Here is a 6,228-nt window from a genome sequence, read left to right on the forward strand (position 1 = left end):
AGTACTATTTTATTAAATAGTATATTTAAATGTGTGATGCTTTGAAATTCTATCTTCTGAGTATACTGCTAAAGCAATTAGTGCTAAACCAGCAACTGGAATGGAGTATCGGCTTTGTAAAACGAATAAAATCATTAATAACATGGCCACTACCGCCATTAGTGCAACTTTCATGAATTTTACGTTTCTTGTTGTCATAATATCCACCCCTTAAGTGTTCTTTCTCTTTTTTCCATAGATGATGGTATCATGGTAAAAAGTGATTTACAACCCATTAGCTCAGTACTTACAGCCGTTTTAAAGTTTGCATTTTTCTTTCTAATAAACCATATTATTATCTTAGAAAAAATTAAAGCTAGAACTCTACTCTGCCTAGGATTTCAGAAAACGTTCAAAGTTTTCTAAGATGTTTTCTTTTGAATATTAAAATTAAACTTATTCAATTATTTTTAAATTTATTTAGTCTATAACTGTTGATGTGACGGTCTTTACAAACAGTTGTTAACTATTCGTGAACACTTATTTATTATGGTTAACTTATAGCTTTTTTAATTTCATTCATAATTCTTCAAAAAAAAACTAAGTAATCAAAACATGATTACCTAGTTCTTTTTTCCTTAATACTCAGGATTGAATATTTTATTCCCATGTCCAGTTTTGTACTTCTGGTAAATCGTCACCGTATTCACGGATGTACTTGTTGTGTTTATCAACAATAGCTTCCATTTCGTCAGCAAAGTCGCTAGCACCGTCGCCTTGTACAGCAACAGCAGCTTCTTCAGCCAAGTGGAATCTATCCATCTCATTAACAACACGCATATCGAATGGTGTTGTGATATCACCATTTTCACGATAACCATGAACGTATAGATTGTGATTTGCACGGTCAAAGAAGATATCTTTAATGATGTCTTCGAAACCATGGAAGGCAAACAAGACTGGTTTGTCAACTGTGAAGATTGAATTGAATTGTTCATCAGTTAAACCACGAGGATCTACTCTTGGTGATCTCAACTTCAATAGATCAACGACGTTGACATATCTAATTTTAATTTCTGGTTTTTCTTTTCTTAGAATACTGATAGCAGCCAATGATTCAAGGTTAGGTTCTGTACCGGCAGAAGCGATAACGATATCAGGATCACCGTTGTCATTTGATGCCCAGTCAATAACCTTAAGTCCCTTATCAGCTAACTCTTCACCTTCCTCAATTGAGTAGAATTGAGGTCTTGGTTGTTTTGAAGTTACCAATAAGTTGATCTTTTCTTGATCATCCAAAATCTTAGGCATAACAGCAAGCAATGAGTTTGTATCAGCTGGGAAGTATTCACGAATATATTCTGGTTTCTTTTCAGCCAAGTGAGTAATGATACCTGGGTCTTGGTGAGTGTAACCATTATGATCTTGTTGGAAAGCAGTTGATGTAGCGATAACGTTTAGTGAAGGATACTTATTTCTCCAACCCAATTCGTTAGCTTTTCTTAACCACTTGAAATGTTGTGTCAACATTGAATCAACAACTCTTAAGAAAGCTTCGTAACTTGCAAAGATACCATGACGACCTGTCAAAGTATAACCTTCGTTAAATCCTTCAGCTTGATGTTCTGAAAGTTGTGAATCAATAATACGGCCAGCTGGTGCTTCGTATTGATCGTTAGGTTCATGAACAGGTTCCATCCATTGACGAGGACTTGCTTCAAATGCACCATACAAACGGTTAGACATTGTTTCATCAGGTCCAAATAGTCTGAAGTTATCAGGATTATCTTTAATAACACCGTTCAAGTATTTACCTAATTCAATCATATCTTGAGCATTTGTTGCACCACGCTTATCAAACTTCAAAGCATAATTCTTGTAGTCTGGTAATTTAAGAGGCTTAGGATCAACTCCACCATTAACAATTGGGTTCATAGCCATTCTGCTTTGACCCTTAGGTGTGATTGCGGCGATCTCTGGCTTCAAAGTACCATTTTCATCAAATAGTTCATCTGGTTTGTATGATTCCAACCATTCAACCAATTTGTCTGCATGTTGCATATCATTTTGGTCAACAGGAATTGGAATTTGGTGAGCTCTGAATGAGCCTTCAATAGGTTCGCCGTCCCATGTCTTTGGACCAGTCCAGCCCTTAGGTGCACGGAAGATAATAACAGGCCACTTAGGCATCTTAGCTTCTGAAGCTGGATGTTTTCTAGCTTCTTCTTGAATACTCTTGATCTTCTCGATAGCAGCATCAACAGTCTTAGCCATTTCTGGATGCATCTTTTGAGGATCTGTTCCTTCAACGAACATTGGATCCCAACCCATACCTTCGAAGTACTTAGTTAGATCTTCATCACTCTTACGTGACAAGATTGTTGGATTAGAAATCTTGAAACCATTTAGATTCAAGATTGGTAAAACAGCACCATCATCAACAGGGTTAATGAAGACATTTGAGAACCATGAAGCAGCCAATGGGCCAGTTTCAGATTCACCATCACCAATAACTACTGCAGCAATTTCATCAGGGTTATCAAGAATTGCACCAACACCATGTGATAGAGAATAACCTAATTCTCCACCTTCATGCATTGATCCTGGTGTCTCAGGGGCAGCATGAGATGCAACACCACCTGGGAATGAGAATTGCTTGAAAAGCTTTTGCATACCCTTAGTATCTTCTGTAATTTCAGGATAAGTTTCAGTATAGCTTCCATCCAAATATGAGTTAGAAACCATAACTTGCCCACCATGGCCTGGGCCTTCAATATAAAACATTTTTAGTCCGTACTTGTTAATAGCACGGTTCAAATGAGCATAAATAAAGTTTTGACCAGCAATAGTTCCCCAATGTCCAATTGGATGAACTTTAACATCACTAGCTTTTAATTCACGTCTTAATAAAGGATTATCTTTTAAATATAATTGTCCAACAGAAACATAGTTGGCTGCACGCCAATATTTATCAACTAAACTTAAATATTCTTTTGATGAGTAATCAGTCATTACCAGCACACTCCTTAAGTTTTTACAATGTAATCATAACTAGTTTTCAAGTAAAAGTCAACCACTTTTATAATTGGTTCGACCCAATTATTGAAAATGCTTACTTATTACCCAGATCAACGAATGAATCATACTTAAAATACTTGTAATGAAGCTTCATTGTCGAAAATTCGAACGGAGTTCCATCATCTAGGAAGAAAATACCTTCCATGAGACCCACGGGTTCATTAGCGGATAAATTCAGCAATTTCTTCCCTTCTTCATCAGATGGTTGCGCCGAAATTGTTAAGTAAGTTTTATTAACTTCTTTTCCCAACTCAGACTCTACATAATTAAAGATAGATTCGGAAGCAATTTGCTCAGATAATTCCGGAGCTAATTTAATAGGAATATAACCTGTTTCGATCATAAATGGGACATCATCCAAAAAGCGTAAACGTTCAAATGAATAAACGAATTCACTCGGCTTTAAAAACAAGTTGTCTTGTAAATCCTTGTCAGGATGAACTACGTCGAATTTTAATACCTTCACACCCGGCTTTTGTCCGTTTGCGTTGAAACTATCAGTGATACCCAAATTCTTACCACTATAACTAAACGATGATCCCTGTTTTAAATATAGTGGATTGACGAAAGTACCCGAACCTCTTTTTTTAAAAATAATTCCCTGATCAGCCATTAATCCTAAAGCACGTTTGATAGAACTTCGACTGACGCTATAGCTTTCTGCAAGAGAGCGTTCATCGGGCAAGCGCATATCGGAATATTCACCGTCATCAATTGACTTCTTTAAAGATGTAATAATTTTTTGATAAACTAAATCTGCCATAATTTTCCTCGTTTCATAAATTGGAGCGGCCCAATTTTATACATGGTAACTATCTTTCGGGTTCAGTATACCTTATAATCAGTTTCATTTACATACCAGAAAAATATTGGTCTCTTATTTTTATTCATATCAATAACAAAAAGAGTGTTCACATATCGGTTAATATGGACACTCTTTTTTTGAGAATATATTCTAAATTTTATAATCTATTAATTTAATGCTTCGAATTCTTGATCTAAGTTAACTGGGAATTCTTTTGGTTCTTTTTGATTTTTAATCAAGTCATCAGTCATCTTAGTAGCATAAACCTTACGATTACCATAAGGAACAAAGTACATGATCTTATTAGTTAAATCCAATGCTGTTTGATATTGAGTATAGCTTGATTCGCCGTTGGCTTTGATATTAACACCACGAGGAATTGTTACACTATCAAGCATATGTAAGATAGTATTAACAGCCTGATGGCTATCCTTAGGTGTTTCAGTATTTTGACGCATGAAAGCTGTTCTAACGAATCTATCGACAGCAGTATAGCCACCAGGTAATCTGAATGTACCATTTTGACCTAATGGAATAACTTCTTGGTCACCAAATGTCTTAGCAGAGAAGTTAGTCGTTTGAGCACCTAAATAGTTGGCCAAATTAGTCTTGTGCCAATTGTAATCTGGAGTATTAGTCATAACTCCAACTTTATCTTCTTGAAGAGTTAAGCCATTTCCTTCTGGTTCAAGAATGTAAGTAGCACCAGTAGTGTCACTAAAAATCCAATGTAGTGGTTGGTTTTGTTTCATGACACCACGATCTGATTCGATTAAATGAACTTGTTTGAGATTCTCTTTCAAATCTTCAATTGATTTATTATTCCCCAAAGCCCAGAGAATAAATTCTTCAGCAACCAGATTCATTTCCCCTTCAACAGGTTCCTTGTCATATTTAGCAGCGTTGGCAAAGTACAATTCAGCGGCTGACAAACCGTATTCATTGAAACCATCAGCTACCATGTAATTGGCGCCATACTTAGCACCTGTTCCCATGACAGCGTATTTGCTGTTATATTCTTTCTTATCATATGAAGAAACCCATTGATAATTTTCTGGTAAAAATGTTGGACGACCATTTAATTCAAAGGCAAAATCCATTGTTCTGGCTAAAAATTTTGAGCCATCTAAAGCTTCAAGACTGAGACTAGTACACATATATTTTCTTCCTTTCACCGACCTTATTAAAATTATTATTATCTTAATTTTTAACATTATCAAGAATTTTATTTTACGAATTTTAATAATAACTACTTTTTGAATAATATGATAAGCTGACTGTATAAACAGATTTTCTGGAGGTAGATTCATGATTGTAGATATTAAAAAAGCCCAAGACGTATATAAAGACGCCGGGGAAAGTGTTATTTTTACAACATTGATGTTGAAGCGTGACGATTTAGAAGCTAGCCGTGATGCTATTGCTGAATTCTCCGATATGTCTAATTCAATTATTAACAGTATGCGGATTCGTGACCCCGAAGCTCAAGCACATATTGCTTGGGGATTTGGATCAGATGCATAGGATTACCTTTTCCCAAATGCTCCAAAGCCTAAAGAACTAGAAAATTTTAAAGAAATCAAAGGACCTAAATATACAGCTGTTTCGACACCTGGCGATTTATTCATTCATATTCGTTCCAAGAAAATGGCCGTTTGTTATGAACTAATGGATCAATTCATGGAAATTTTACGTCCTATCACAACCGTTGAGGATGAAACTCATGGCTTCAGATATATGGAAGGACGTTCAATTGTTGGTTTCATCGATGGAACTGAGAATCCAGCTGGAATTGAATCAATGGATTACACTCTAATTGACGAAGACCAAGATCCTGAGTTTGTTAATGGCTCATACGCCTTTGCTCAAAAGTATATCCATAATATGGATGCTTGGAAAAAATTAAAAACTGAGGATCAAGAAAAAGCTATTGGTCGCCACAAATTCTCCGATCGCGAATTAGCTGATGAAGAAAAGCTGCCTAACGCTCACAACGTCGTTTCCAAAGATGAAGAAGGCGGTGTTGAACACAAGATTGTCAGAATGAATGTACCATTCTCAGATCCAGCTAAAGATGTAACTGGCACCTACTTCATTGGTTATTCCAAAGATTTTGCAATCACCAATCGTATGCTAACCAATATGTTTACTAAGAGTGACCGTTTACTGGACTTCAGTACTCCAATCACTGGTAATTTGTTCTTCATTCCATCTAAAACTACCTTAGAAAAAATTGCTGACGGGGATTACTAGTGTTCCCTGTGAAACATTTATGAAACAAAAAAAGGAATCATTTCCATTCATATTGGAGTGAAGTGCCCTAAAATTGTTAGACATAATCTAACAACTTTAGGAGCACTTTTTTT

The 6,228-nt window shown here is 35.8% G+C and carries 4 protein-coding genes and 1 pseudogene; 1 reads left to right on the forward strand and 4 read right to left on the reverse strand.

The window, feature by feature from the left end; all coding sequences use genetic code 11:
- Positions 1–12: 12 nt before the first annotated feature.
- The 4 genes from FD33_RS08825 to FD33_RS08840 all read right to left on the reverse strand — a co-directional run bounded on the left by FD33_RS08825 (position 13) and on the right by FD33_RS08840 (position 5,019).
- Complete coding sequence (locus tag FD33_RS08825) at positions 13–198, reverse strand: hypothetical protein (RefSeq protein WP_025085405.1); 186 nt, start codon at positions 196–198, stop codon at positions 13–15.
- A 441-nt stretch (positions 199–639) separates the two neighbouring features.
- Positions 640–2,991, reverse strand: coding sequence for a phosphoketolase family protein (locus FD33_RS08830; protein ID WP_056955917.1), 2,352 nt, complete (start codon positions 2,989–2,991; stop codon positions 640–642).
- A gap of 100 nt (positions 2,992–3,091) precedes the next feature.
- Positions 3,092–3,820: a GntR family transcriptional regulator gene (locus FD33_RS08835; RefSeq protein WP_025085406.1), complete on the reverse strand. Its 729-nt coding sequence runs from the start codon at positions 3,818–3,820 to the stop codon at positions 3,092–3,094.
- 209 nt (positions 3,821–4,029) lie between these two features.
- Positions 4,030–5,019: a choloylglycine hydrolase family protein gene (locus FD33_RS08840; protein WP_025085407.1), complete on the reverse strand. Its 990-nt coding sequence runs from the start codon at positions 5,017–5,019 to the stop codon at positions 4,030–4,032.
- 151 nt (positions 5,020–5,170) lie between these two features.
- Between FD33_RS08840 and FD33_RS08845 the strand changes: the two are divergent.
- Positions 5,171–6,115: pseudogene (locus FD33_RS08845) on the forward strand (Dyp-type peroxidase).
- Positions 6,116–6,228: the final 113 nt, after the last annotated feature.

This window comes from Companilactobacillus paralimentarius DSM 13238 = JCM 10415, assembly GCF_001434985.1.
In the GTDB taxonomy this organism is placed as follows: Bacteria; Bacillota; Bacilli; order Lactobacillales; family Lactobacillaceae; genus Companilactobacillus; species Companilactobacillus paralimentarius.

Excerpts from the sequence above, each read along its gene's own strand:
- FD33_RS08835 (WP_025085406.1), bottom strand. The coding sequence starts at position 3,820 with ATGGCAGATTTAGTTTATCAAAAAATTATTACATCTTTAAAGAAGTCA.
- FD33_RS08825 (WP_025085405.1), bottom strand. The coding sequence starts at position 198 with ATGACAACAAGAAACGTAAAATTCATGAAAGTTGCACTAATGGCGGTA.
- FD33_RS08840 (WP_025085407.1), bottom strand. The coding sequence starts at position 5,019 with ATGTGTACTAGTCTCAGTCTTGAAGCTTTAGATGGCTCAAAATTTTTA.
- FD33_RS08830 (WP_056955917.1), bottom strand. The coding sequence starts at position 2,991 with ATGACTGATTACTCATCAAAAGAATATTTAAGTTTAGTTGATAAATAT.